This is a genomic window from Microbacterium sp. BE35, assembly GCF_031457705.1.
Lineage (GTDB): Bacteria > Actinomycetota > Actinomycetes > Actinomycetales > Microbacteriaceae > Microbacterium > Microbacterium trichothecenolyticum.
In genome coordinates this window covers 305,941-327,785 of sequence record NZ_JAVDXD010000003.1, presented here as the reverse complement: position 1 = coordinate 327,785, position 21,845 = coordinate 305,941, and the positions used below count along the sequence as shown (strand labels likewise).

Annotated in this window: 32 protein-coding genes and 2 tRNA genes; 1 reads left to right on the top strand and 33 read right to left on the bottom strand. The window is 62.9% G+C overall.

Annotated features, from left to right (window positions below):
* Positions 1-51: 51 nt before the first annotated feature.
* The 23 genes from J2Y46_RS12935 to J2Y46_RS12830 all read right to left on the bottom strand — a co-directional run bounded on the left by J2Y46_RS12935 (position 52) and on the right by J2Y46_RS12830 (position 16,740).
* Entirely contained in the window at positions 52-660 is a 609-nt protein-coding gene (locus J2Y46_RS12935) for a hypothetical protein (RefSeq protein WP_310242777.1), read from the bottom strand.
* 102 nt (positions 661-762) lie between these two features.
* Positions 763-1,797: a hypothetical protein gene (locus tag J2Y46_RS12930; protein WP_310242776.1), complete on the bottom strand. Its 1,035-nt coding sequence runs from the start codon at positions 1,795-1,797 to the stop codon at positions 763-765.
* Positions 1,781-3,253, bottom strand: a complete 1,473-nt coding sequence (locus tag J2Y46_RS12925; RefSeq protein WP_310242774.1) for a phage portal protein — start codon at positions 3,251-3,253, stop codon at positions 1,781-1,783. Before J2Y46_RS12925 ends, J2Y46_RS12930 begins: the two co-directional genes overlap by 17 nt.
* A 20-nt stretch (positions 3,254-3,273) precedes the next feature.
* Positions 3,274-4,869: a hypothetical protein gene (locus J2Y46_RS12920; protein WP_310242772.1), complete on the bottom strand. Its 1,596-nt coding sequence runs from the start codon at positions 4,867-4,869 to the stop codon at positions 3,274-3,276.
* A gap of 655 nt (positions 4,870-5,524) precedes the next feature.
* Positions 5,525-5,788, bottom strand: a complete 264-nt coding sequence (locus J2Y46_RS20690) for an HNH endonuclease (RefSeq protein ID WP_396653194.1) — start codon at positions 5,786-5,788, stop codon at positions 5,525-5,527.
* Between the two features lie 940 nt (positions 5,789-6,728).
* Positions 6,729-6,801, bottom strand: a tRNA-Asn gene (locus J2Y46_RS12915).
* A 57-nt stretch (positions 6,802-6,858) separates the two neighbouring features.
* Positions 6,859-6,930 (bottom strand) — tRNA-Gln (locus tag J2Y46_RS12910).
* Between the two features lie 187 nt (positions 6,931-7,117).
* Entirely contained in the window at positions 7,118-7,366 is a 249-nt protein-coding gene (locus J2Y46_RS12905; protein WP_310242770.1) for a hypothetical protein, read from the bottom strand.
* A gap of 384 nt (positions 7,367-7,750) precedes the next feature.
* Positions 7,751-8,890 (bottom strand): hypothetical protein, encoded by a 1,140-nt coding sequence (locus tag J2Y46_RS12900; RefSeq protein ID WP_310242768.1) that lies wholly within the window; start codon positions 8,888-8,890, stop codon positions 7,751-7,753.
* Positions 8,877-9,095, bottom strand: coding sequence for a hypothetical protein (locus tag J2Y46_RS12895; RefSeq protein WP_310242765.1), 219 nt, complete (start codon positions 9,093-9,095; stop codon positions 8,877-8,879). The genes J2Y46_RS12900 and J2Y46_RS12895 overlap by 14 nt, the downstream gene beginning before the upstream one ends.
* A gap of 331 nt (positions 9,096-9,426) precedes the next feature.
* Entirely contained in the window at positions 9,427-9,678 is a 252-nt protein-coding gene (locus J2Y46_RS12890; protein ID WP_310242763.1) for a hypothetical protein, read from the bottom strand.
* Positions 9,678-10,319 carry a hypothetical protein gene (locus J2Y46_RS12885; RefSeq protein WP_310242761.1) on the bottom strand — a complete coding sequence of 214 codons (642 nt, stop codon included), beginning with the start codon at positions 10,317-10,319 and terminating at the stop codon, positions 9,678-9,680. The genes J2Y46_RS12890 and J2Y46_RS12885 overlap by 1 nt, the downstream gene beginning before the upstream one ends.
* A complete protein-coding gene (locus J2Y46_RS12880; RefSeq protein WP_310242760.1) occupies positions 10,309-11,235 on the bottom strand; it encodes a DNA cytosine methyltransferase in 927 nt (308 codons plus the stop codon). Before J2Y46_RS12880 ends, J2Y46_RS12885 begins: the two co-directional genes overlap by 11 nt.
* A gap of 172 nt (positions 11,236-11,407) precedes the next feature.
* Positions 11,408-11,812: a single-stranded DNA-binding protein gene (locus J2Y46_RS12875; protein WP_310242758.1), complete on the bottom strand. Its 405-nt coding sequence runs from the start codon at positions 11,810-11,812 to the stop codon at positions 11,408-11,410.
* Entirely contained in the window at positions 11,809-12,219 is a 411-nt protein-coding gene (locus J2Y46_RS12870; RefSeq protein WP_310242757.1) for a RusA family crossover junction endodeoxyribonuclease, read from the bottom strand. The genes J2Y46_RS12875 and J2Y46_RS12870 overlap by 4 nt, the downstream gene beginning before the upstream one ends.
* Positions 12,216-12,869 carry a hypothetical protein gene (locus J2Y46_RS12865; RefSeq protein WP_310242756.1) on the bottom strand — a complete coding sequence of 218 codons (654 nt, stop codon included), beginning with the start codon at positions 12,867-12,869 and terminating at the stop codon, positions 12,216-12,218. Before J2Y46_RS12865 ends, J2Y46_RS12870 begins: the two co-directional genes overlap by 4 nt.
* Positions 12,866-13,792, bottom strand: a complete 927-nt coding sequence (locus tag J2Y46_RS12860; RefSeq protein ID WP_310242754.1) for a helix-turn-helix domain-containing protein — start codon at positions 13,790-13,792, stop codon at positions 12,866-12,868. The genes J2Y46_RS12865 and J2Y46_RS12860 overlap by 4 nt, the downstream gene beginning before the upstream one ends.
* A 490-nt stretch (positions 13,793-14,282) precedes the next feature.
* Positions 14,283-14,513, bottom strand: a complete 231-nt coding sequence (locus J2Y46_RS12855) for a hypothetical protein (protein WP_310242752.1) — start codon at positions 14,511-14,513, stop codon at positions 14,283-14,285.
* Between the two features lie 3 nt (positions 14,514-14,516).
* Entirely contained in the window at positions 14,517-14,777 is a 261-nt protein-coding gene (locus J2Y46_RS12850; protein ID WP_310242751.1) for a hypothetical protein, read from the bottom strand.
* Between the two features lie 130 nt (positions 14,778-14,907).
* Positions 14,908-15,219, bottom strand: a complete 312-nt coding sequence (locus J2Y46_RS12845; protein WP_310242749.1) for an HNH endonuclease — start codon at positions 15,217-15,219, stop codon at positions 14,908-14,910.
* A gap of 338 nt (positions 15,220-15,557) precedes the next feature.
* Positions 15,558-15,932 carry a hypothetical protein gene (locus J2Y46_RS12840; protein ID WP_310242748.1) on the bottom strand — a complete coding sequence of 125 codons (375 nt, stop codon included), beginning with the start codon at positions 15,930-15,932 and terminating at the stop codon, positions 15,558-15,560.
* A 98-nt stretch (positions 15,933-16,030) separates the two neighbouring features.
* Positions 16,031-16,405 (bottom strand): hypothetical protein, encoded by a 375-nt coding sequence (locus tag J2Y46_RS12835; RefSeq protein ID WP_310242746.1) that lies wholly within the window; start codon positions 16,403-16,405, stop codon positions 16,031-16,033.
* Positions 16,402-16,740, bottom strand: a complete 339-nt coding sequence (locus J2Y46_RS12830; RefSeq protein ID WP_310242745.1) for a hypothetical protein — start codon at positions 16,738-16,740, stop codon at positions 16,402-16,404. The genes J2Y46_RS12835 and J2Y46_RS12830 overlap by 4 nt, the downstream gene beginning before the upstream one ends.
* 74 nt (positions 16,741-16,814) lie before the next feature.
* Between J2Y46_RS12830 and J2Y46_RS12825 the strand changes: the two genes are divergently transcribed.
* Positions 16,815-17,126 carry a helix-turn-helix domain-containing protein gene (locus J2Y46_RS12825; protein ID WP_310242744.1) on the top strand — a complete coding sequence of 104 codons (312 nt, stop codon included), beginning with the start codon at positions 16,815-16,817 and terminating at the stop codon, positions 17,124-17,126.
* Between the two features lie 306 nt (positions 17,127-17,432).
* On the opposite strand, the gene J2Y46_RS20685 is transcribed toward J2Y46_RS12825, so the two are convergent.
* From J2Y46_RS20685 to J2Y46_RS12780, 10 genes are all read right to left on the bottom strand, one after another.
* A complete protein-coding gene (locus tag J2Y46_RS20685) occupies positions 17,433-17,780 on the bottom strand; it encodes an HNH endonuclease (RefSeq protein ID WP_396653187.1) in 348 nt (115 codons plus the stop codon).
* Entirely contained in the window at positions 17,773-17,931 is a 159-nt protein-coding gene (locus J2Y46_RS12820; RefSeq protein WP_310242742.1) for a hypothetical protein, read from the bottom strand. Before J2Y46_RS12820 ends, J2Y46_RS20685 begins: the two co-directional genes overlap by 8 nt.
* Positions 17,932-18,187: 256 nt before the next feature.
* Positions 18,188-18,889: a site-specific DNA-methyltransferase gene (locus J2Y46_RS12815; RefSeq protein WP_310242740.1), complete on the bottom strand. Its 702-nt coding sequence runs from the start codon at positions 18,887-18,889 to the stop codon at positions 18,188-18,190.
* Positions 18,886-19,098, bottom strand: a complete 213-nt coding sequence (locus J2Y46_RS12810; RefSeq protein WP_310242738.1) for a hypothetical protein — start codon at positions 19,096-19,098, stop codon at positions 18,886-18,888. The genes J2Y46_RS12815 and J2Y46_RS12810 overlap by 4 nt, the downstream gene beginning before the upstream one ends.
* Positions 19,098-19,730 carry an ERF family protein gene (locus tag J2Y46_RS12805; RefSeq protein ID WP_310242736.1) on the bottom strand — a complete coding sequence of 211 codons (633 nt, stop codon included), beginning with the start codon at positions 19,728-19,730 and terminating at the stop codon, positions 19,098-19,100. The genes J2Y46_RS12810 and J2Y46_RS12805 overlap by 1 nt, the downstream gene beginning before the upstream one ends.
* 2 nt (positions 19,731-19,732) lie before the next feature.
* Positions 19,733-20,092 carry a hypothetical protein gene (locus J2Y46_RS12800; protein WP_310242734.1) on the bottom strand — a complete coding sequence of 120 codons (360 nt, stop codon included), beginning with the start codon at positions 20,090-20,092 and terminating at the stop codon, positions 19,733-19,735.
* On the bottom strand, positions 20,089-20,604 hold the full coding sequence (locus tag J2Y46_RS12795; protein ID WP_310242732.1) for a hypothetical protein: 516 nt from the start codon (positions 20,602-20,604) through the stop codon (positions 20,089-20,091). Before J2Y46_RS12795 ends, J2Y46_RS12800 begins: the two co-directional genes overlap by 4 nt.
* A 180-nt stretch (positions 20,605-20,784) precedes the next feature.
* A complete protein-coding gene (locus J2Y46_RS12790) occupies positions 20,785-21,003 on the bottom strand; it encodes a hypothetical protein (protein ID WP_310242730.1) in 219 nt (72 codons plus the stop codon).
* Positions 21,004-21,276: 273 nt separating this feature from the next.
* Positions 21,277-21,534: a hypothetical protein gene (locus J2Y46_RS12785; RefSeq protein WP_310242728.1), complete on the bottom strand. Its 258-nt coding sequence runs from the start codon at positions 21,532-21,534 to the stop codon at positions 21,277-21,279.
* A 68-nt stretch (positions 21,535-21,602) separates the two neighbouring features.
* Positions 21,603-21,842 carry a hypothetical protein gene (locus tag J2Y46_RS12780; protein ID WP_310242726.1) on the bottom strand — a complete coding sequence of 80 codons (240 nt, stop codon included), beginning with the start codon at positions 21,840-21,842 and terminating at the stop codon, positions 21,603-21,605.
* Between the last annotated feature and the right edge of the window lie 3 nt (positions 21,843-21,845).

The window sequence follows — 21,845 nt, the reverse complement described above, 5'->3', positions numbered from 1 at the left end:
CTTAACTAGGAAAGGGCAGACCATGTGGTCTGCCCTGGTTGGGAAAGTTGGTTACTGCTGCTGAAGAAGCTGGTTCTGCAACGCAATGAACGTCGCCGTGTCCCCCGCTGCCTGCGCCGCCGCAATGCGGTCGGAGAGACTTGCAGGGGTGGACGGCTTGTTCGCCGGATCCGCAGGAACATCGGGGATGCGTCGCCTCGTTGCCGGAACGGTCGCGCCAGCGAGTTCCGGGTACTCTGCGAGCAGCGCGTCAATCGCGTCCGTCACGGACTGCGCATCAACCTCGCCGTTGTCATCCACATCAATCACAGACGTGTCGATGACCTTCAACGCGAGTGCTGCATTGTTCACCTTGCCGCTGAGGGCAGCCTTGAGTTCGGCCGTCACGATGCGCTGATTGAAGCCCCTCTGGGCTTCCTCACGCGCTTCGCGTTTCGCCTGCTCAATGGCCTGCTCTGCGGGTTCCTTGTCACGGTCAGCCAGAGCCGCAGCCGCCTTACGCTCACGCGCCTCAGCTTCACGGCGGGCCTTCCGCTCCTTTGCAAGAGCCGTCTTCAGCCCTGCGGACGGGTCCTCGTCGACCACATCAGTGGTCTCTTCGATCTCGTCCGTTTCGATCTGCTCGTCGTCCGTCGTCACAACGGTCACGTCGTCAGTCATGGTCGGAATCACTCCTCGATTGGGATAAGAAAAGGAGCCCCGTCACAGGGCTCCTTGGGCACCCCAAACGGGGTGATTCGCCGCGTCACGCGGGAAGTTGGTTCAGTACAGGTATCCGTACCGTTTGAGCAGTTCGACGGCCCGCTCAGGAGTCGTCGACATGCTCATGATCTGTTCGGGCATGAGTCGAAGGGTGGTAGTGCGCCGGTATCGGTCGTCACCTTGCTTGGTGAGGTTGTTCTGAGCCCGCGCCCACGACGACCGGGCGCTAGTACCCTCTGGTGTGGCATACACCATCAGCGGTGACCCGTCCGCCTTCGCGCCGATCTGCTTCGGGCGGAGGCGAGCCAGTGAGTACGACCCATCCGGGCGCTTCGTCGACTTCAGCGCACCGCGCCGCGCGTTGACCACCTTGACCGGGTCCGCACCCAACCGGATCGCCTCGGCGCCCGACTTCGTGAACACTCGTTCCTGCTCCGCCGCACTCAAGGACTCGAAATAGTCACCGGGCGAACCGTAGAAGCCCTCCGGGATCTCGTCCCCGACGATCGGCATCGACGTACACCGACACCGCGGATGCCGCTCGAAGTCCGCCCGATAGCCCTGCACGCCGGCCAGGATTGCGCACCTCGAGCACGCGCCCGCAGACACGACACGAACCGAACGGGTGAACTTCTTCCCGGTCGCCAACGTGCGATCAGCGGAACGCCCCGCATCCGACACAAGCGTGGAGGCGAGGATCGACATGACCGTCGCGCCCGCACGGAACGCGGCCGGCACGCCCGAACCACCCGCAATGAGGTTCTTCGTCGTCGTGACGGCCGCAAACATCTCTGGCGCCAGTTCACGACCCTCGCGGGTCGCTCCACCGAACAGCCTCGGCTCGAGCTTTGCCCCGCCCGCAGGCTCCCCGTAGGCGTCCGTCACAGCGTTCGTGTACGGAACCGCCTGGCGAGCCGCAGTAACCTGCGCTCCGGCCACCAGAGCCGTCAGCGCAGGCGCGATACGGTCCCACCCAGCATCCAGCGTGCGCGGGTCGATCGTGCGCCACAGCCGCAGCGCCTTACGAGAGGTCAGATCCGAGAGAAGATCGCGGCGGCGAGCATGGTCAGACGCGATATCAAGCAGCGTCGCCATCAGGAACACCCTGACCGAACTCGCCCTGCACCGCCGCCTGAACACCCAGGCCGAGGGCCTGATCCATCTCCGTCTTGCGCATGTCCATGATCCGCTTGATGTCCTTCGGCGAATGCCCACGCTTCTCAAGCAGGTACTCGAACGGATACCCGGACTGGGAGTCCTTCAGCATCGCATCCGCCATCTGTGCCTCAGAACGCGCCGCGGCGTTCGCCCACTGCACTTCACCGAGCGGTGCCTGAGATGCAGCCTTGTCCTCGCCAAGCTGCAACGCGACAAGCTCGAACACGTCCCGGATACGCGGCTCGAAGAAGTCCTGCGCCTGCTCCACCTTCTGCACCAGACCAGCCTCAAGACCGATCATCGCCTCAGCGGACAGGTTCGAGACACCCGACCCGGACAGCAGGTAGTGCTGAGGGGTACGAGTCTGCGCCGCAATGTGCCGGACAGCCTTCTCGATAACGTCAGTGAAGACGTCGAGCTTCGCGGACTCCCACTGACCGATGGTCGTGTTCTGCCCCGTCAGCCACAGCATGCGACCCTCGGTGAGCGACTTCTGGTCGACCGGCTGCTCACCAACCTTGATGCCGTTCTCATCGAGTACCGGAATCTTCGGCGGCTCCTGCCCCATCACCACACGCGCCGGCATCGACGCATAGTCCGCAGCGTTGAACAGGTACGCCCACAGCAGGTTGATCGCGTTCTGCATCGACGCGGTACCAGCAATGTCCGACAACGGACCCCGGCCCAGCACGGGACGATTCTGGAACTCCACACCAGGCACAATGCCCAGGTGGTTGCGCCCGTAGAACCCCTCCGGGATCAACTCCCAGCCGCCCGCCTCGGACAGAACCACACCAGCCGGAATCACGAGCCCCGCAGAACCCTTGTAGGCCCGCGGGCGACGCATCTTCCACACCTCGTCGGCGGTCTTCAGCGTCCCGTACTCGAACCCGTCATCCTCGTCATCCCAGATCGAGAGGTACGCAATGCGCTTACGCCCCGTCTCCGCGTCATACTCGACGATCGCCTGATTCGCAGGCTTCCACGTGATGATCGGCGTACCGTCAGGCTCGCCCCACACGTCACAGAACGACCGGCGAGCAACCGTCGCACCCAGGAACCCCTGAACCGACAGCGAATCCTGCTCGTTCCGCAGCCACGAATCCCACAGAGTCTTCTCAAGCCGCGACATCGCCGAACCACGAGACGACGGCAGCCGGAACCCGATAACCGTCTCACGCTCCACCGGTGCATTCGCGACAATCTCACACCAGTTGTCCGAGAAGTCCTTATACCGCGCCTTGTGGGACTCCTGCCACTTGTCCGACGCGTACGAGAGAGGCTGCTTCCCCTCGTAGAACTCCTGAAGTTCCACAGCCTCGCGCGCCCGCGGGATGAGCTGCTTGTACAGCTTCTCGGCCTTCGCAATTGCCTGCACGGGAGTCAGCGCCATGTTGCCTCCCTCGGCATCAGTCAGTACACGTATACGTAGGAATCTGGGTCAGTGTTCAGCGCCCCGTCCGCGATGGCATCCATACGCGCCTCATGGGCGAGCACCGACGTCATCGCGAGGTCGATCTTCTGCGGGTCGGTCGGCTTCCCGATGAAATACCGGTTGATACCAGTCGCCGGGTCCACGCCGCGCGCCCGGAGGATCGCGTTCCGCAGATGAGCTTCCACATCCACGTCCCCGTCGTGCCGGAAGTCCGACTCGGCGTTGTACACGTCCGTGCGGAACCGCTCGAGCGCCGCATGCATCGGGTTCAACCTGTTGGTTGCCCACTTGATGAACACCTTGTCGCCGTGCTCCGCCGCCAGGTTGTCGGCTTCGGATTCCCAGAACGCCGGGTCCATGTAGGCGCGGACAATCTCGAACTCAGATGCGATCTCCGACCATGCGGCCATAACCTCAGCGCGCGGAATACGACCGTCCCAGTCCTGCGGACGCCAATGCGTCTTACGACGCTTGTCCCCATAGGCCGGCGTGAACTGGTAACCGTCAAGCGTCTCGAGCCGGATGCCGGTGTGGTCGTCATTGTTGGATCCGTCGAACCCGGCACACACCTTCGTTCGCGGCGCCACCGTGATGGGCTCAACCTTCCGGTCAGCCCACTTCGTCATCTCGAACCACGAACCCGAACCAGCAACGATCCGGTTCCCGAAGAACCGCTCAGCCTCAGCCGGATTGGCCTCCGCAAGCGCCTGCGACTCCGCCTCAATCGACCGCTGATCCACCCACGGCGAACCGCCATAGTTGAACGCGAAAATCAACGCCCGATCCTTCTTCAGATCGAACCGAAGATTTGCGGGGGGCGGGAAGTAATGCTTGAGAACGTCCTTACGCTTCGACTCATGCGTATCCTGCGCCTGCGACGCCTCGGCCGGGTCATACGGGTTCGTCGTCTCCGACACCCGCCCACCCATACCCGCAGCACCACGCCGCAACGTACGCATGAACTTCTTCATCTTGTTCGAGTCAGTCCACAGACCCGTCTCATCACACTTCCCCGCAGAAATACGCGCGCCAAGCTTGCCGTCAGCCTTCGAAGTCACAATCTCGACCCGCGAATCACGGTTACCGTTCGGATGACGAATGAACGCCTCACCGGTACGGATCATGTTCGACAACGGACCAGAATCGATCATCGGGATAAGCGCACCCCAGGTGTTCTCCACCTGATCTTCAACCACAGCCGCAAGCTGGATGCGCGGGGTAGGCCAGTGACGCCCCCTAGGTTCACCGACCTCGTAGAAATACACGCCGCCACACGGGCACCCATGATCGGCACACGCATAGTAATCGCCCTCAGCAGCCCAACCATCGAACAGCGCCGGCCCCACGAACTCGAGACACGTCTCCGCGGCAACACCGGGGGACTTGCCCACCTTCTGAGCAGCCATCCACTGCCCCGTGCGGTACCGGAAAGCGACGTTACGCTCCCCCGGCTTCGCAGTCGGCCGAACCTCGTACCAGTTCGCCAGCCACACCCGATGATCGAGTGTCGGCATGAACGGGTCACCAGCAGTGTCGCCCTCGGGGACGACACAGTGATTCTCGATCCACCACATGCCGAGGTAACCGAGCGAACGCGTACGGGGCGGGATCTTGTAGTCAGGTCCCTTCAACGGAGACAGCTTTCAGCCAGTCACCGGAGGAAGTCTTACGGGCAGCCGGCGCAGTCGTAGCGGGCGCCACGGCAGTCCCATCGGAGATCCGCCAGCCGTTCTGCCGCATCCCGGGCAGGGACAATCCGAGCTCCGCTTCCATCCGCAGCGCAACCGTCGACCAGCCATTCACCGCATCAGGCGCAGTCGCCTTGATATACGCACGCACATACGCGGCAACCTGGAACTTGAGACCAAGAGACGCCCACGCAGCACCCTGAGGCTTAGCCCACAGTTCAGCCCACAGATCCGTCTCGACCTCGAGCGCCTCAGCCAGAGGAAACGACGGGACAGGGCCGGTGTACCCATCGGCAGGAAGGTCAACCCACTCCCGATCAAGAGACCGATACGAGTTCGGGTCAGGTGCAGGGCCACTACGTGCACGGGATCCACCAGAAGGCATGACATCACATCCTCAGCATCACGCTGCGCGGCATCACGCCACGTCGGAACAGTCGAACATTGGTACGGTTCAGAACGTTTTGAACCCGTCTGACGTTTTTTTCACCTCTCCGGCGGTTCCGATTCTGACGTTTGATCGCGGGTGGTCCCCCACCCCTTAGGCGACGAGGGCGACCGCTTGGGTCAGGTGTTGGTATCGCGCGTCAGTGTCAGACCATGTGGTGATGCGTGGCGGTAGGCCGCGGCGTTCGCGGTCTGTGTTCCACTCACTCAGTAGTAGGTCACGCTTGTCCGAGTTACATGGTGCGCATGAAGGGAGGATGTTGTTCAGGCCGTTGTCTCCACCACGGCTGAGTGGTGTGACGTGCTCGGCTTGTAGGTCTGCTGCGGGTAGGTGTTCGGTGCAGTAGGCACACCGCATCCCGAACCCCTGCCACACCCGGAGTAGGCCAGCGTAGGAGTATGACCCGGGGGCATCGTGCTCCCTGCCTCGTCTGTCTGCTTTGTACTGTGCTTTCTTGCACTTGTACGAACAGAAGCGTGCGCTGAGCGGCCTGTCGTTCGCCTTACCGCACCAGTCGCAGGCCCCCGTGTTGCGGATCAGTGGGGCTACCCATTCGCTCGTCAGCCCGTACCAGCGACCCCAGTGGGTGGGGGGAAGTTTTGTGGAGGTCGGCACGCCGTAGTTGCCCCAGTCGCGGCAGAGTTGGGAACAGTACTGGTGGCTGTACCGCTTGTCGCGGCCCGCTTCCTTGACGACTGTCGTTCCACATGCGTCGCACGTGTATTCGGCGGTGGGGTTGGGCTTGCGGTGCACTTCGTTGTAGTGAGTGATGCAGAGCCCTCTAGCTCGATGCGTCTTCTCGCAGTTCTCTATCGTGCAGGTACGATGGGCCACAGCCGCATCTCCTTCTAGCCAAGGTGATCGGTCAGGCTCCGGGAGTGTTACCAGCACTCTTTGGAGCCGTTTCTATTGTCTCAGTACCCTCCGACAGTGAATCCGCCTGGGGATGAGGTGGCGGTCCAGCGGTCGTGGCAGGGCTTACAGAGTCCACGGCCGGCGTCGGGGTTGTTCGGATCCATGCCGCGCTGTTCGAGCTCGCGTCGTGTGAGCGGGTAGTGGTCCGCGATGTTCGACTGTGCGGCTTCGCAAAGCACACAGATTGGGTCGCGGGCTAGAACATCGGCTCGGAAGCGTTGGTGCCCGCGTGATGTGTACCCGCGTTGCGTGGCTGTGCCTCTGTCCCTGTCCGCCTCCCGCCTATGGGTGGGGCAGCGTCCCTCTGTTCCTTCGTAGAGGGTGGGGCAGCCGGGGATGTTGCACACGCGCATGTGCACCTCGGTTTGGTCGAAGGGAATTGCTGGCACGGCTGGGATCGAACCAGCGCGCTTCCGATTAACAGTCGGGTGCTCTGCCTACTGAGCTACATGCCAATGGCCGTTTCGCTGTACGCGGGGACGGTCGGCCCTCGATAGCACCGTGCGGTTTCGCACTCTCGCGTGGATTCGAACCACGATCACCCGGTTCAGAGCCGGGCATCCTGCCGGTTGGACGACAAGAGTATGTGGGTGTGGTTTGCGTCGTCACCCCGACGAGATAGCGTGCACCCCCTGAAGACTCGGCTATCAGTTAATTCCGCGGACCCATTGCCGTTGGCGTAGGTCTTCCTCGCGGTCTTCGTCGGCGCATTCAGCAGCCGCTAATGGTGACGTGTAGTGCGCGCCGCACGATTCGCACGGGAACTGCCGGTCAGTCATCATCGTCTCCGGATTCGGTGGAGAACCGGTCCTCCGTCAACGCCACATCCAACAGGCCACGTTTCATCACCCATGACAGGTCCGGGGATGACAGGACACCGACGATGGATTGTCCGTTGGCTTCGAGGTCGAGGGTGCGTTTGTGGTTGATGATGACCCATGCGTCTACGTACGCGTCTGGTTCTGTTTCGGCGTAGTAGTCGCGGATCGCGGCGCACAGGTTGTCGTATGCGACGCTCATGCGTACTGCCACCAGTAGGCGCCGTGTTCACCCTTGCCCTTGTGGGGGCCGGCGTGACCATGGTGCAGGTAGCAGTCCAGGGAGTCGTAATCCAGGACCAGTGTGACCATGCAGGTTAAAGGTGTACCGGGTTGAGCGTCCGGGCTTGACTGGGTGTTCACAAGATCCTCGATTCGGCTCACTCGTCCTCCAGCAGGAAGCTGAAGTCCCAGATCCGTGTCGCCACAGTGACCAGTCGTTCCTCGCCTTTGCGGTAGTGGTGGACGCACCAGAGCATGTCCGTACCGTGGACGCGTGTGACGACGTACGCTTGCGCGCCGCAACCGTCGCACCGGTCTTGTGCGGTGAGACGTTCCCATTCGTGGTCCATGCGACACCGCCCGTCTAGAGCACCGTCAGTGAGGACAGGTCGAAGCCGTCCTCTGTGATGTCGAACACGAGCAGGCCCGCGTCACTGTCGCCGGCACCGATGTTGCGGAACCATGACGACCCGTTGTCCGTCGTCGGTGCCTGCAACCACCACTTCGCTTTCCCTGTGGCCGGGTTGCGGCCCGAAGGGAGCACGGTGAGGTGGTGGTAGTGGCCCGTGAGGAGGATGTCTGCGGTCGCGGTGGGCATGCCGCCGTGCTGCTGCTTCTGCCACCACGTGACTGCCTGGCCGGTGTTGTACTGGTTCCCGTGCACTACACCTAGACCGGTGCCGAGGACGTCGATGACGACGGACTCGTTGTACATGTCGGGGTATGTCCAGTAAGCGTCGATGCCCGCAACGTTGGCGAGCTTCTCAACCTGCCGGTGCACGAAAATGCCGAGGTCGTCACCGGGGCGCCCGAGCTGCTGCTTACCCGATCGCCACTGTGTGTGGTTCGACGGGATGCAGACGACGTCGACACGCCCGTGCCGTTGCATGACCTCAACGAACCGGTACACCTCGGTACCGGCAAGGTCCATCTGCTGGGCTAGGGACAGGTCGTTGGTGAACATCGGGTTTCCGCCCGACTCGAACCCTTCGAACAGATCCCCCACCTCGGCGAGCACGGTCGCTTGCGGTTTCCGTGCTTTGAGATGTGCGGCGAGGCGTTCCCGCATCCCCGCCAACCGGTCGATGAGTTCCGGGGTTCCACCCCGATGGTCTACCTTGCCCGCTTGAACGTCCGACAGAGCGACGATGGTTACTCGGCTCGTAGCCGTAGCCCGAATGGGCTTTCGTGGTGCTCGTCTCGCCTCGGCGTAGAGGGCAGGGAGGTCGATAGCTTCTTCGCCAGCCGTGATGGCTTCGAACGCGAAGAAGAAACTGTAGGTGTCTTCCTTGTCGTGGTGGGTTTTGGTCCACTGGGACACTTTGCCGACGATTCGGAAGCTCTCGGGGTCCAGGCCGGCGAGAGTGAGCAGTTCGGCGTAGTCGGTGACCATGCGGCGAACCGGGCCAGTAGCTGCGGTGCCTCCGGTCTCGTCAAACTCCGCATGCTGCTGAAACTTCGCCGGGACAGCAACGTTGATGGACTGACGGTCAGCGATACCCATGTGCCCGCCTCCACGTCGCGATCGTTTCCGAATCGCCCCGGTATCCGACGAACTGGTCTTCGACGTCATCCTCACGGATCCACCGCGCGATCTGCGCGTCGAAGATCGACGTGTCTTCGAGCCATGCGGTCACGGTGGTCCGGTTCGTCTCGGACAGTGAGTCCAGCCACTTCTCGAACTTCGTTCGCGTGTCCGGCCGGGTCATACGATCTGCAATTGCCACAAGTGCTCCCTGTGGTCAGGCAGGCTCCCCCGGACTGTTGCGCGGGGGCGCATGCACGGGAAGAGTTGGTGTTGCCCGACCTCACCTCTACGTGGCTTCGGGCTATTTACTTGTTGATGCCGGCGCGCTCCTGGGCGGGCCGTTCCTCAACCGAACTACGGGGTCGCCGCTGCCGGGAGGAATGGAAAATCCCCACTAGGCCCGGAGGACAGTGGGGAGCAAGAAGGCGATGCGGCCCGGTTTTAGGCGTGCGTCATCGACCTAAGACCAGATTGTACACGAACGAACGGTCGTACGCAATACCCGCTTCCCCTCAATCTCGGGGCCGGGCGCGAGAGCGTGCGCGAGCCTCGTGCCAAATCTCAGGCATGGTGATGGTGAAACCCTCCTTCTCCCACCATTCGGCAGGCTTCTCGACGAATCGAGTGCCTTCGAGCTCGCCCATGATTCCGCCCCAAGGGGAACGGGTTCCGATTACGGTCTCGGTCTCGTCTCCCACAACGCGAATCAGAAGGCACTCGATGGTGCCGTACCACTTGCCGTCGCTGCCCTTCCTGAAACTCATCATTCGCTCCTGTCCAGGTTGATGGTTGTTTCGAGTTCGTAGGCGAGTTCTCGTGCTCCCCACCTCTTGTCGCATGCACGACAGTTGGCGGTGGACTCGTCGATCAGGTTCCGTTCCGGGTTCCTCGGAGACTCCACCACCAGCGGTCGCGGGTAGCGTTCCCCGTCCCTCCACCACTCCGTAGCCCCACAACTCGGGCACGGGTCGGGGAGGTCTTTCTGCCGGGGTGGTTCGAGTTCGCGGCGGATGGACGCAGCCCACGAGTGCAGCAACTTCACCCGCCCCGCCACCTCCCCCGGCTCACGCTGGGTCTGTGTCCATGTCACGTACCATGCTCGCAACGTCCTTGCCGGGTCCCCCTTGTACACGGTCGCTTTGACCCCGTGTGCCCAGTCCGTCACCTGGGAACTGATCCGCATGAACAACCCCAACGCGCCACTGTTGAGTGGGATGCGTTGGTTCGGCAGCGACTTCGACCCCTCCCGGCTCAGGCTGAACCGAATCTCCGACTCAAGCCGTTCGAGTAGCGACTGGTCGTACACGATGCACGTAAACCGGGACTCCTGCACCGTCTGATGCAGAACAACCCGCCTCGTCAGCTCGTCGACCGCGTCCAGCAGTTCGTTGTGTTCACCCGACACTAGAAACCCCCAACAATCGCAAAGCCAACGCCGCCTGCTGCGGCACAACACCATTCCCGAGCGCCTTAGCCTCCTGGCCCCTCGTCAGACCGATTCCCGTCACATGCCCTTCGGGGAGGCCCATCATCCATTCCTCGAATCGGGTCGATAGCTGCTGCTTGCCATCTCGTCCAGTGGGAGCGGTGGGGGCAGGGGCCACCCGTCCGAGCTGGTGTTCCCATCGGACGATCGCGGAGAGATACGGCCCCCAGTCGACAGCAGGTCGTGATCCACGAGGACTTGCAGGCTCGTCACTACCAACCGCCCCGGCTTCTTCCGCAGATGATCCTCTGGTGTGTTCCCGGAGTCGTGCGCTGCCGGCGTCGGGAGAAGCGTCACCGCTGTCCGCAGATCCATTCCCCCCGCTCCATGCCTGCCCGGCCCATTCGAGTCCGACGCCCGCGGCGTGGGCAAGGATGAAGATCCTCTCTCGCCTGTGGGGAGCTCCGGCAGCGGAAGCCGGTATGCAAACCCACTGCGCGTCATACCCCGCTTCGGCCAGGTCTCCGAGAACTCGGTCGAACCCCAGAGTGAGGTGTCCCCGAACGTTTTCCAGGACGACGAGTCGTGGTCGTAGGTGGCGAACGGCGCCAAGTACGTAGGGCCAGAGGTGTCGCTCATCGGCTGATCCCTTTCGTTTTCCGGACAAGGAGAACGGCTGGCACGGGTAGCCAGCCGTTATGACGTCCACCTGCTGCACGCTCGACCAGTCCACTTTCGTAACGTCGCCGTAGTTCGGGACGTCGGGCCAGTGGTGGGCGAGGATGCGGGATGGGGCGTCGTCGAACTCGACGTGCCAGGCCACTTCCCCGCCGAGGACGGACATCACCCCCAGGTCCAGTCCGCCGTACCCGCTGAACAGTGACCCGATCTTCACCCGGTCCTCCCGGCATTCGGGCAGTCACTACGTCCGCCCGTGAATGGGTTGCGGCAGCGTCCGCATACGTGTTGTGGGGGTTCTGGTTCGGGGTTGAGTACGTCCGCGATCCACGCGGCCTCCCTCGGCCGTAACCGTCTCGGATACTGGGGAAACACGTCATCATCCACGATCAGAACGGTGTCTCAGAGTCCGAGATGGGAGCCGACTGCCACGGGTCACCAGCAGGTGCGGACACCATGGCTGCCCCTGATCGGGTGACGGTCGCGGTGGCGAAGCGAAGATCCGGGCCGAACGCGTCAGCAACCACATCCCACGCCCTGCGCGTCTGCCCCTCGTTCGTCTGGTACTCGCGTTCCTCGAGACGTCCGATGACGATCACGGATGTTCCCTTGACGAGTTGCGCGGCATTCTCACCGAGCTCGCCCCAGAGCGTGACCCTGTGGAAGTTGGTTCGCTTGGTGTCGTCCTTGCCGACGTTTTCGGCGACGGTCACGGATGCGACGGGCTTTCCGTTCTGCGTGTACCGGAGGCTCGGTGCGTCGGTCAGGTTGCCTCGGAATGCGATCGTGGTCATTGGTTACTCCATTCGGTGACGTCGATGCCGACGCCAGTAGGGTCTCCGGGGTTCGGGTAACGCTTGCGGACGATCAGGTCGACGACACGTGCGTCGTCGGCGAGAAGTCCGCCATCGGTGAGTCCGTCGAGGATTGCGCGGGACAGTTTGTCGATGTCGGGTTTCACGGCCGGCACAGGCCAACGGGGCCGTTGGGGGCGTGGGAGGACAAACGAAAGGGTCACGGTGACTGGACAGTCGAACGTGACCCCAACGTCGGCGTGGGTGGCTACCACGTGCCGCCACGGTTTCAGGCGGGCCGCGTTAGCATCCCTCAACCACGCCCGCCCCTTCGCCTGCGAAACGGTCTTGGATCCTTGCGGGACCGGGACACCCTCGATGAAGAACGACACCGCGTCAGAGGTCATGGTGTGTCCCTCCCGGCTTCGAGAGCGGCGCGTGCCTGCTTGCGGTACCACTCGCGGTCCTCGTACGCGACGCCCGGGTAGTTGTCCGGGTGCGCCTCCCGCTCCCAGTCCTCACTGCCCTCCCACTCGGAGATCTCCGTCTTCCAGTAGTCGGCGTCCGCCGTGCGAGCGATAGCCTCAGCGACGCGGTCCACCTGTGCGTCGGTGATCGGTCCCTGTCGGCGGGAACCAGCAGCGTAGGCATCGCGCAGCACTCTGCGCAGGTCGTCCATGTCGACCGGATTGGCGTAGGTGGTCGGCACCCGGACCGCAGACCGAATCAGGTCCGTGATCAGCGCCTCGCGCTCGTCGTCGGTGGGCGGGGCGATCGTCTCTGCGCGGTGCTCGCGCCACTCGCGATGGTTGCCGCACGTCCAGCAGTTGCCCTCGTCATCGGGCGTGTAGCGGTGCCCCAGCACCGCGATCGGGGCTTTGATGCTCCGGTCTGGGCAGTTGCAGTTTGCTCCGCACCAGCCGCACTCGTCGCTGGCGACGGTGCGCTCGTGTTCGACGAGCAGGGCACGCAAGGCACGCGCGAGATGGCTCGGAAGGATTCGCCCCTCGTTGTCCCAATCGGCCAGTGCGGCGCGGGCGTCTTCGATAGCGGTCATGCGGCCACCGTTCCGTCTTTGTAGTGGGTTCCGTTTGCGAGGTACACCGGAAGGTCGAGTTGGTTTCGGATGCGGTGGACTGTGTCGGTGGCGCAGCCGATGTGTTCGCCGATGCGCCACGCCGGCCAGCGGCGTTCGTTGAGGATCGTGATGACTTCTCGGCGTTGCGTGGGGGTGAGTTTCGGTTTCTCCCCGTTCAACGCGGCGTCCACAATGTCGGCGTCAGTGAGTTCTTTGAAGCCGTCCACGTCCGGAATGGCGAGGGGGTCGTCAATGCGGTCATCGTCCCAAGCCAGAGGTGACGGCCAGCCACGGTTTGCGGCGTGGGTGCGTGCCCGCTTGTAGATCCGGCGCTGCTCCGCCGTTGCCTGCGGTGGCGTTTCCGCCCACATCCCGTCATAGACCGCCGCTACCGTCGCATGTGTGGCGACGGTGACCATGTCCTGCCGTTCGTACCACCACAGTTGCGAAGGGGTCTTCCCAACCCTGCGAGCGATCTCCCGAACCGTCCACCCGACAGCGACGAGGGCTCGGATGCGGCGGCGGACACCGACAGCGTTGACCATGCGTGACGGGTTGGCACGGTCCCGCATCCTGGGGAGGGTGCCGAGGATCGCGTCAGCGGTCTCCGTCTCAACCCGCTTCGTCACGCCCCTGCGGACCCGTCCGATGGTGGGTTCCGAAACCCCGGACACCTTCGCGATGTCCGCGTACTCCCACCCGTCGCGGACGAGTCGGCGGATGTGCTGCGCGATCGGGCCGGCGTCCACATACTCCTGGATGTGACCGTTGCGGATCTTCCTGCGGTAGTCCTGATGCTGCTTCGCCCGCACTTCCCGGCATTCATCGCACCGGCATTTGTGATCGGAGTAGCAGTTCGATGTCTGCCCGTGCTTGTGGTCTGGGGGGCATGTGAAGGTCATGCCTGTTCCACCTCTCGGTAGTACCGGTTGAAGTTGGTTTCGTTGATCCACCTGACTGGTCCGTCTTCCATGCCGGGGCGTGTCCATGCGAGGTAGTTCGGGGAGTTTCTACGGGGTGACGCGTCCACAACCCGCACAGGTTCGTCGAACCGTTGCCACAACCGGGGTGCCCCGTACTTCTCCAACAGGACACCCCGCGCTTCCTTCGCGGGACCGGTGAGTGGTCGGCGGGTCACGGGCGGAACCAGTTTCGGATCCACGCCCAGAACCGGAACGGGTTGTTGGTGCGGTCGTTGGTGACGGAATGCGGCATCGGGCGAGGGTTACCTTCCAGGGGTACGAAAAAGAACCCGCCACAATGGGGTGACGGGTTCGGGTGAACAGCAGACGCAGCGGTCTACTGGGGTAGAAGAAACGGCCCCCACCAGGAAGGCAGGGACCGTTCGGATGAAGTTTGTTTAGTTGGGGCCAGGAGAACGCTTCCTAGGGCTCACGCCCAGTCCTCGCCGTCGCGGCGATAGGTCGTGTCAAGCGTCAAAGCTACGTCCCCGCTCGGTTCGGGGAGCCAAGCACCCCTCAGCCGAAGGAATGTATCGCCGGCGATGATGTCGCCTGTCGTTGGAGATTGCCAGACGGCACCTCCGTAGGTCGCGACGCCCGGGCGCTCGAAGGTGAGGCGGTCACCCGGTCGCACATCTGAGTACTTCACGCGGTCGCTCATTACTCACCCCCCCCCCCCCCCCGCGGCACGTTGCCGCGCAACCGCCGTGAGGGCGTGGAGGATTTCCTGTTCGCGGCTCATGCCGAGTGAGCGAAATCCCATCTCGCGCAGCGCCTTGTGGATCGTCTCGATGAACTCACGGTCTTGGTCCTGCTGGCCCCGCATCTGATCTATAGCGAGGTCGTATCCGGCCTGGTATACACCTCTCATGCCATGCACAGCTGCGAACTCAACCAACTCCGCGTCGCTCATGGCGTCGCTCATTACTCACTCCTATCGGCGGCGTCTTGCGCGCACCTGTCGCAGGGTAGCGGGTATTCCGCGTGTACCGTGCACAATGAAGAGAGCCCCACCCCATCGGGTGCGGCTCTCGGTGTATGTCTTGTCGCTGAGATCAGTGGAGCATTGCGATAGGCCAGTCGGTCGGAACCCTGGTAGCGCATCTATGCGAAGCGCAGTACGCATGGTGCTCGTCGGTCGCGTAAATCTCGAGCCACCCGTTCACGTCCTCATCGGACGCGCCCTTTTCGCGCCAGTCCAGCGGGCAGACCCAGATGACCGGCAGCACCGGACGGAACGGGTAGTCACGGTTGCTCTTAACGGTGTTGCAGTCCCAGCAAGCGATAGCAAGGTTGTCCGTGCGGTCGGCGATATGGATCATGTTCGGCGGGAAGGCTGAGCGGGGCTTGAGATGGTCAATGACCATCTCGCCCGCACATCCAGCACTTGTCTCCGTCTCGCGCCATGAGCGCCGCCCATACCGGGCCGTTCTCTTCGGGCATGGTGCGAGGTTCACGGTTCAGCACGGGGAGACGGTCATACTCGGTCCCGATTGACTCGATTGCTTCATCGACAGCATCCGCGACTTGGACGAATTCACTCTTATCCACAAAGGCTCCCGCATTAGAAACGAAAGAAGAATCAATCTGTCTTGGAGGTCGTACGTTCCGTCCGTTCGTTCGTACGTTTCGTTAGGGTACAACCCATGTCAAGTCCAGATGGGTGACCCATTAGGTATATCGTGGGTGACCGACATTCGACGGGTTAGGTGTCCGACCAGCGCCTATCAGCACCCTTCTTGCCACCCTCAACTTGGGCGGCGCGGATGTTGTCAGCGATCACCTGTTGCGATGCGCCGACGACGTTGCGGTTGCCGTAGTTGACGATCCGCCAACCGCCCTCAACGATCTCCCAAAGACGCGCCTCCACGAGCAAGCGCGCATCAGCCGGCGTTCCGTGGACAAACGGTAGGACCGCTTTCTTGATGATCCCGCCCGTGTCCTGTCCTCCGGAGTACGTGAGCGCCATCCAGTAGACGAACCCAGCCGACTTGCCCTTCGCGCCGACACCGACGAGCTCGAGAACCTTGTCGTGAGTGTTGACGTTGGTATCACACCTGATCCATGGCAGACCAGCCATTTCTCTCCTAGTTGTTGTATCTCAGGACGTTGTTCCCACGTCCGGGCATGAGGAAGGCCCCGTCCCATTGGCTGAGTCGGGGCCTTCCTTGATGAGTCTCACCGCACGTTTATCTGTCCGCGTCCGTAGCGGTCGAGGAGTTGAGTGACGACGTAGGTTAGCGTCTTGTCTTCGGATTCGGCGCGCTCCATCGCCTTCGCCTTGACTTCCGGTGGGATGCGGAAGTTCGAGATAGGCGTCTTCGGCTTGTCAGGGGCCACGCCCTCATCTTTACACGAGGGGTCAACCGGGTTGGACATGTCTAACCTCGGTCGCTGTCGGCGGAGGCCAGCATCGTAGGCATCGCCCAGCACCTTTCGCATGTCAGCCATGTCAATGGGATTCGCGTAAGTAGTTGGCACGCCGAAGACAGAGCGGACCAGGTCAGCAATCAGGGCCGCACGCTCGTCGTCGGATGGCGACGCATCGCTCATCGACTGAACCCGTACCCGTAGAGATCCTTCATGCGCTGATGCGGCGACCGTTCATCGACCGCCGACGCGGGGAACTGTGCAACTGACTCGGGGCAGCCCGAGTTGTGCGCGCCTTGCAGAAGGCCGCAGGTTCCGCACTCACTGTCGGTGTTGCCCGCGTCGCGTCGATCTACGCCGCACTTCGCGCAGCCGTCAAAGATCATGATGTGAACGGCCGACAGCGCCGCCCTCTCATACTCCGTTCGGCGTTCTAGGTGCCCGCAATTGGGGCAGCCATCGGCAGAGGTCACCTCAAGATTCTCGTCGGTGTTAATGAATCGCGCGGTCTCGGTCATGACTTCCGGCTCCCATCCTTTTGTGTCGTTGTGTCTTTACACCCAGCCTATCCGGTGTAAAGATAGGTGTAAAGATGCCGCACGCAAATTCACCACTCACCCCGGAGGGGAAACGGCGGCTTATCGAGCGCCTGGAAACAGGCAGACCCATCGCTCACGTCGCGGACGAGATGGGTATTTCACGACGCACGGCGTCGAAGTGGTACGCCCGCTATCGCCAGTACGGGTGGGACGGGTTGGAGGAAGCATCCTCCCGGCCGCTCACGAGTCCCACGTCCACGCCCGACAACGTCGTGGACCTTGTGCTCGACCTTCGACGGTCAACCAAGTGGGGAGCCGCCAGGATCGCTGCCCACATGAACAGCACACTCGGCGTCGACAGATGACCCGGATGCCCTGTTCTGAATCGGATCAGGTGTAACCAACGTCATGACATAGAACACCTAGTCGTCGTTTTGGCGTTTGGTGGCGTCGCCGAGGATTGCTTGCTGCACCCTCCACGCGGGGAGGCCGGATAGTTCGGTGATCTCCTCTACTGTGAACCCATACACGTAAGCGGTTCGGGCGCCGCTGATTCGTTGCGGCCCGTACGGTGATGTCAGGTGGGACTCGATGTACGCGACCTGCCACGGCCGCAAACTCTTATCAGGCATCGGGAACCCCCGAATATGACTCTGACGACATAACGCCTCCTAGAAACTCGGCTCGAAACCGGTGGGCTCAACACGTCCATCGCTGGTGAGCCATGACATGCCGCCACGCCAGAGGACGGGTGTGAATGCGGGGTCGGCCCATGAGTTCACGGACCATCCGAGCTCGTGTCCCTCGGTGGAGTGTGCGGTGCCGTGGCATCCGGTGTGGTTGCCCCACCCGCACAGGTAGATGAGGTTGGTGACCTCGTTTCCCCCGCCTCGTGACCGGTATTTGCGGTGGTGGAGTTCGGTGGCTTCCCGTTTCCCGCATCCCTCACAGAGACCGCCGCACCGTTCTTCAACGATGCGGCGGTTCTTCGCGGGGATCTGTTTCGTGCGGCTAGACATCGGGCGAGCTGTGGACCATCTGAGGCATCTCCTGCCACCGGCCGACGCGCGCCAGCGTCTCGCGGTCGCGGACGTAGCCGAACACGTCCATGTAGACACTCGGCGTGGTTGTCTCGTGGCTATCGAGCTCAACGATGATGTGCCGCTTCACAGTTCTGTCCTTCTGTAGAAGTCGGTGAATCGGAGCCCGTACCCGGCGACCTTCCCGCACGCCCCACACATGGCACGGGACGTGAGGAGTGTGTTGACGGCGGCACGGTAACCGGTAGCGTCGTGACTGTCGCAGAGTTCCGCGTGAGCACCACAACACCGGGTCGACCAACGCCACTCCGCCTCACCAGCACAGTTCGCACACGTGAGGACCGCGTCAAGGATCGACTCGTCAAGAACATCCGGGGCCAGAAGAGTCACGAAGCCTCCAACCCGGAGAAGTCGAACGCCTGCTGCGACAGGCGTCGGACGATGACCTCGCAGTAGCGTTCCTCCACCTCGACGCCGATGATCTTGCGGCCGAGATTTCGAGCGGCGACGAGCGTTGTCCCTGAGCCCGCGAACGGGTCGGCCAGAAGTCCGGCCGGCGCAGCGCCGACGAGAGCTTCCATGAGTGCGAGGGGCTTCCCGTGGATGTGGTCGTCCTGTTCCGGGAACGCGGTGAGGATCGACACGGCCGCATCGTTCGTGCGAACGAATCCCTCGGTGACGTAGATGGATTCGTGTCGGTATCGCCAAGGCCCACCGTTCATCCCGGGACGCTTCTTGTCCCACACGAGCCTGTCGGCGACCTTCATCGGCGGGTCGGGCAGGCGGGGTGACCCGAAGACGAGCGCTGGCTTGTCTCCCCAAAGCTCGAGAATCGCGTCCCGCACCTCGGTGGAGTCGTCGTTGGCGATCGTGAACCCTTCGACACCGATGTTCTTCCGTGTGGAAGCATGGCGTGAGTTTCCCGCCGCGTTCTGTCGCCGCCCATAGCCGCCCTTGGGATTGCCGCCCGTGAACTGTGTCCCGTATGGAGGGTCCGTCACGAGCACATCAGCGCGAGTCCAACCACGAATCGCGCGGCAGTCGCCTAGGTGCAACTCAACAAACTCGTCTTCGTAGTACAGGCTCATCCGCAATCACTCCCACCAAGCACATCCGTGAGAACGTTGCTGATCCGGGAAGCCCAATACGCGAACGCGTACGCTTCCGACCACGTGTCGAACTTGTCCTGATGGAACGGTTGGAACCGGAGAACCGTCCACAGTCCGTCGTCGTCTTTGAACACGATGGGGTTGGTGCCGTCGAGGTCTTTGACCGCGGCGGTGAGTTGCTGGGTCATCACGACTCCTTCGAATCGGGGATCGGGGCAGCGGCCCAATGATCCGTAAGCGACGGGCCAAGCTCAGTCCGTCGAGTAGCGAGCGCAGCCTTCACCTCAGCGACACCGTCGATGCCGAGGGACTTCGCGTGAGTCTCGATCGCGTCGAGGTTGTCCGGGGTGGTTGCGTTCGTGATCGCTTTGAGAGCGCCAGCGATCTTCTCCTGCGGGTCCGCCACGCGAGTCGTTCGCGCCTGCCGTGGTGCGGCACCAGGCCCCTTGGACGCTGCGTTCCCGTCGTCGTCCTCGTCCGGTGCGATACCGGTCACTGCGGATAGGGTGTAACGCTTCGCGTACGTCACCGCCGAACCCATCTGCTGAGGGGTTGCTTTCTCCGGGTCCGGGAGGGGCCATGAACCTGTGACCGCCTCCCCGGACGTGTGCCGCAGTTCGTACTCGAGCGTGAACCCGTCGTCGCTGACGCGGGGTGTGGTGATCCATGCCAGCCCGTTCTTCGCGAGCGCCGGCAGGACCACGGACACGATGTCGGCGAGGTCGGCGTACTTCGATTTGAAGGCCGGGTTGGTTGATCCCTTCCCGACCTTCGGCAGATCCGCGTGGAACGCGGCTAGAGCCTTCGCAAGTTCGCTCATGGTCAGTCCTTCGTGAAGTCGTAGAGGCACCCGTCACAGATGCCCGATTCGGTGACGACGACTCGGCCGTCTCGGGGGCAGTCGGCCCAGACACGGGGGTCGTCTTTGAACAAGGGGAAGTAGATTGACCCGTGGCCCTTGCGGAGCTCGCGGATCGCTTCGCTCTCTGTGAGTTCGTCCCATTCGGCTTGGCGGGTCAGGATGTATGTGACTGCCGCCCACCAGCCGGCGCGGTGTCCTTGCTTGAAGGACTCCGCATGCCGGTTCCGGTCGAACGCGAGGGTTTCCGCTTGGGCTTGTGCGAGGCCGTGGTCGGTTCGGAGCGTGTCGGTTTCCGCGGCGACCATTGCCCCCCAACTCATGCCGTGCCTCCTTCGATGACGCGGGCGGGAACGTCCTGAGAGGTGAGTAGGTGTGCGCTGGCGTCGGCGTGTGCACGGTCGCCCGGGTCACCCGGGTATGTGCGGATCGTGAACCATTCGTCCGTGCCGTCCTCCTGCGCCTGCAACAGGACCGGCTTACGGACAGGGTGAGCGGCGAAATATGCGCGAGCGGCGAGCGTGAGCGGCGATGCAAGGACGATGCTGTTGCCGTCGTCGTCGGCGCGCACGTACTCGCCCGATGCGCCGAGCGCTTCGTCCACCACGAACGCATCGAAGTCCGCCTGCTTGGTCCCATCTCGCGGCGCGGGGTACACGACGTATTCGGGGTTCTCGGGCCACCGCCACCGTCCGAGGCGTTCGTCTTCCTTGGCGCGGAAGTATTCGGCGAGTGCAGGCCCGTGGGTGCTTCCTGCACCAAACAGGATCGTTGACCCGATGAATAGCGACCCGCCCCGGTCCGTGATCTGTACGCCATTGCTTGCGGTGAACATGTCCTGCTCCTTAGCTTCCGGTTCCGAGTGCTGCGGCGTAACCCGCCGCGAACCCATCCGCGTGACCAGCCCCGTACCCTGCGGCGAAATCCACCTCCGCGGTCACGGGATCGGAAATAGTGATGCCCCGGTCAGTGACCGAGGCGAGATACTGGGTGAACGTGGGTTTGTGTTGGCCGGTCATGGGGTGTACCCGCCGTCGGTTGCGATGGTGATTTCCCGCAGTACGCGTTCCCGTTGAGCAACCCACGCGACCATCGCCGCGTAATGCTTGCGGGCGGTGTCACGGTTCGTTTCTGCGACGAACAGGGCCGACTCGGCTTTCGCGAGAAGCCGTGCCGCTTCGTCACGATGCTCCACAGCTTCCGTGACAGCATCCTCAGCATCAGCAACATTCATCACTCGCTCCTGTTCGGTTGAGCCCACCCGTACCAACCGCATGGGCACTTCATCAGCCAATGCGTGGTCAGGTAGGCGACGTTTCGGATGTGCGCGGTCGACTGGCGTTCCCAGCCATGCCGCTGATGTTCGCGGTCGGTCATGCTCCTGTGATTCCGTATGTGAGTGCGGCTGCTATGAGTAGCCCGGTGATGATGGCGCGACCAAGTACACGGTTCCGTTCACGGCGGGTCCATCCGGGGCGACCATTCACCCACGCCAACGGATCACGCCTCATTCGTCGACCGCCTCGCGGTACCAGCCGGGGAACAGATCGGTGCAGTCCCGCCTGACGCCTTCCATGTGCGCGCTCGGGCCGTAGTAGCTGAGCCCGACCGGTGCCATGACGACCCACCAGAACTCGTGACGCTTCCGGCAGCAGAAGCACCAACGCTCCCCCTCGGACGTCCGGCTGGTTTCCTCCATGTGGGTGCCGCAGATGACGACTCCGCCGAGGGCGGTGCAGTAGTCGGCGCTGGTGGTCTCACTCATGACGCTTCTCCCCGTTTTGTGTGTTGTGGGGTTCGGCACCCCCATGGCCGAACCGAACCCCACAAGCTCTAATCGGTCGATCCGCGGGTCTGACGCCACTCGTCGCGGATACTGTCGTATTCGAAGTCGCCCACGATCTCGGCGCCGTACGGGTCGCCCGCCTCGGTGGTGGTGCGCTCATAGGCGGCATGAGCCTCGGAGCGCGTCTCGTCCAGCACTGCGCGGCACCCTTCGCACAACGGGCATTCGCAACTCGCCAGACAGTCGGTCGTCGCTTCTTTCATCTCGCACGCGGTGCACAGCGTCATGAC

Bases quoted from the DNA above. Each gene is read 5' to 3' on its own strand.
- J2Y46_RS12935 (WP_310242777.1), bottom strand. From the start codon at position 660: ATGACTGACGACGTGACCGTTGTGACGACGGACGACGAGCAGATCGAA.
- J2Y46_RS12930 (WP_310242776.1), bottom strand. From the start codon at position 1,797: ATGGCGACGCTGCTTGATATCGCGTCTGACCATGCTCGCCGCCGCGAT.
- J2Y46_RS12925 (WP_310242774.1), bottom strand. From the start codon at position 3,253: ATGGCGCTGACTCCCGTGCAGGCAATTGCGAAGGCCGAGAAGCTGTAC.
- J2Y46_RS12920 (WP_310242772.1), bottom strand. From the start codon at position 4,869: ATGTGGTGGATCGAGAATCACTGTGTCGTCCCCGAGGGCGACACTGCT.
- J2Y46_RS20690 (WP_396653194.1), bottom strand. From the start codon at position 5,788: ATGCGGTGTGCCTACTGCACCGAACACCTACCCGCAGCAGACCTACAA.
- J2Y46_RS12905 (WP_310242770.1), bottom strand. From the start codon at position 7,366: ATGAGCGTCGCATACGACAACCTGTGCGCCGCGATCCGCGACTACTAC.
- J2Y46_RS12900 (WP_310242768.1), bottom strand. From the start codon at position 8,890: ATGGGTATCGCTGACCGTCAGTCCATCAACGTTGCTGTCCCGGCGAAG.
- J2Y46_RS12895 (WP_310242765.1), bottom strand. From the start codon at position 9,095: ATGACCCGGCCGGACACGCGAACGAAGTTCGAGAAGTGGCTGGACTCA.
- J2Y46_RS12890 (WP_310242763.1), bottom strand. From the start codon at position 9,678: ATGAGTTTCAGGAAGGGCAGCGACGGCAAGTGGTACGGCACCATCGAG.
- J2Y46_RS12875 (WP_310242758.1), bottom strand. From the start codon at position 11,812: ATGACCACGATCGCATTCCGAGGCAACCTGACCGACGCACCGAGCCTC.
- J2Y46_RS12870 (WP_310242757.1), bottom strand. From the start codon at position 12,219: ATGACCTCTGACGCGGTGTCGTTCTTCATCGAGGGTGTCCCGGTCCCG.
- J2Y46_RS12865 (WP_310242756.1), bottom strand. From the start codon at position 12,869: ATGACCGCTATCGAAGACGCCCGCGCCGCACTGGCCGATTGGGACAAC.
- J2Y46_RS12860 (WP_310242754.1), bottom strand. From the start codon at position 13,792: ATGACCTTCACATGCCCCCCAGACCACAAGCACGGGCAGACATCGAAC.
- J2Y46_RS12855 (WP_310242752.1), bottom strand. From the start codon at position 14,513: ATGAGCGACCGCGTGAAGTACTCAGATGTGCGACCGGGTGACCGCCTC.
- J2Y46_RS12850 (WP_310242751.1), bottom strand. From the start codon at position 14,777: ATGAGCGACGCCATGAGCGACGCGGAGTTGGTTGAGTTCGCAGCTGTG.
- J2Y46_RS12845 (WP_310242749.1), bottom strand. From the start codon at position 15,219: ATGGTCATTGACCATCTCAAGCCCCGCTCAGCCTTCCCGCCGAACATG.
- J2Y46_RS12840 (WP_310242748.1), bottom strand. From the start codon at position 15,932: ATGGCTGGTCTGCCATGGATCAGGTGTGATACCAACGTCAACACTCAC.
- J2Y46_RS12835 (WP_310242746.1), bottom strand. From the start codon at position 16,405: ATGAGCGATGCGTCGCCATCCGACGACGAGCGTGCGGCCCTGATTGCT.
- J2Y46_RS12830 (WP_310242745.1), bottom strand. From the start codon at position 16,740: ATGACCGAGACCGCGCGATTCATTAACACCGACGAGAATCTTGAGGTG.
- J2Y46_RS12825 (WP_310242744.1), top strand. From the start codon at position 16,815: ATGCCGCACGCAAATTCACCACTCACCCCGGAGGGGAAACGGCGGCTT.
- J2Y46_RS20685 (WP_396653187.1), bottom strand. From the start codon at position 17,780: ATGTCTAGCCGCACGAAACAGATCCCCGCGAAGAACCGCCGCATCGTT.
- J2Y46_RS12815 (WP_310242740.1), bottom strand. From the start codon at position 18,889: ATGAGCCTGTACTACGAAGACGAGTTTGTTGAGTTGCACCTAGGCGAC.
- J2Y46_RS12810 (WP_310242738.1), bottom strand. From the start codon at position 19,098: ATGACCCAGCAACTCACCGCCGCGGTCAAAGACCTCGACGGCACCAAC.
- J2Y46_RS12805 (WP_310242736.1), bottom strand. From the start codon at position 19,730: ATGAGCGAACTTGCGAAGGCTCTAGCCGCGTTCCACGCGGATCTGCCG.
- J2Y46_RS12800 (WP_310242734.1), bottom strand. From the start codon at position 20,092: ATGAGTTGGGGGGCAATGGTCGCCGCGGAAACCGACACGCTCCGAACC.
- J2Y46_RS12795 (WP_310242732.1), bottom strand. From the start codon at position 20,604: ATGTTCACCGCAAGCAATGGCGTACAGATCACGGACCGGGGCGGGTCG.
- J2Y46_RS12790 (WP_310242730.1), bottom strand. From the start codon at position 21,003: ATGAATGTTGCTGATGCTGAGGATGCTGTCACGGAAGCTGTGGAGCAT.
- J2Y46_RS12785 (WP_310242728.1), bottom strand. From the start codon at position 21,534: ATGAGTGAGACCACCAGCGCCGACTACTGCACCGCCCTCGGCGGAGTC.
- J2Y46_RS12780 (WP_310242726.1), bottom strand. From the start codon at position 21,842: ATGACGCTGTGCACCGCGTGCGAGATGAAAGAAGCGACGACCGACTGT.